Here is a 260-nt window from a genome sequence, read left to right as displayed (position 1 = left end):
ATCGTTGAGGGTATCTACAGCATGCTCGGTGACGTTGCGCCGTTAGCGGAAATTGTTGATATCAAACGTCGTCTCGGTGGTTATTTGATTGTCGATGAAGCGCATTCGTTTGGCGTGTTAGGCGCAACGGGGCGCGGACTGGCTGAAGCTGTCGGCGTTGAAGATGATGTGGATATTATCGTTGGCACCTTCAGTAAAAGTCTGGCCTCGATTGGCGGTTTTGCTGTCGGTTCGGAAGCGATGGAAGTGCTGCGCTACGG

Annotated in this window: 1 protein-coding gene; it reads left to right on the top strand. The window is 52.7% G+C overall.

The genetic code is table 11. The features are described from left to right. Positions 1 to 21: 21 nt before the first annotated feature. Positions 22 to 260 (top strand): aminotransferase class I/II-fold pyridoxal phosphate-dependent enzyme (locus SB756_RS31695; RefSeq protein ID WP_410913449.1); only part of this gene is annotated, 239 nt, incomplete at its 3' end.

The sequence above is a fragment of the Pseudomonas sp. SIMBA_068 genome, from assembly GCF_046534705.1.
Taxonomy (GTDB): Bacteria; Pseudomonadota; Gammaproteobacteria; order Pseudomonadales; family Pseudomonadaceae; genus Aquipseudomonas; species Aquipseudomonas putida.
The sequence above is the reverse complement of the archived record's forward strand: the minus strand, read 5'-3'. Positions and strand labels throughout refer to the sequence as shown.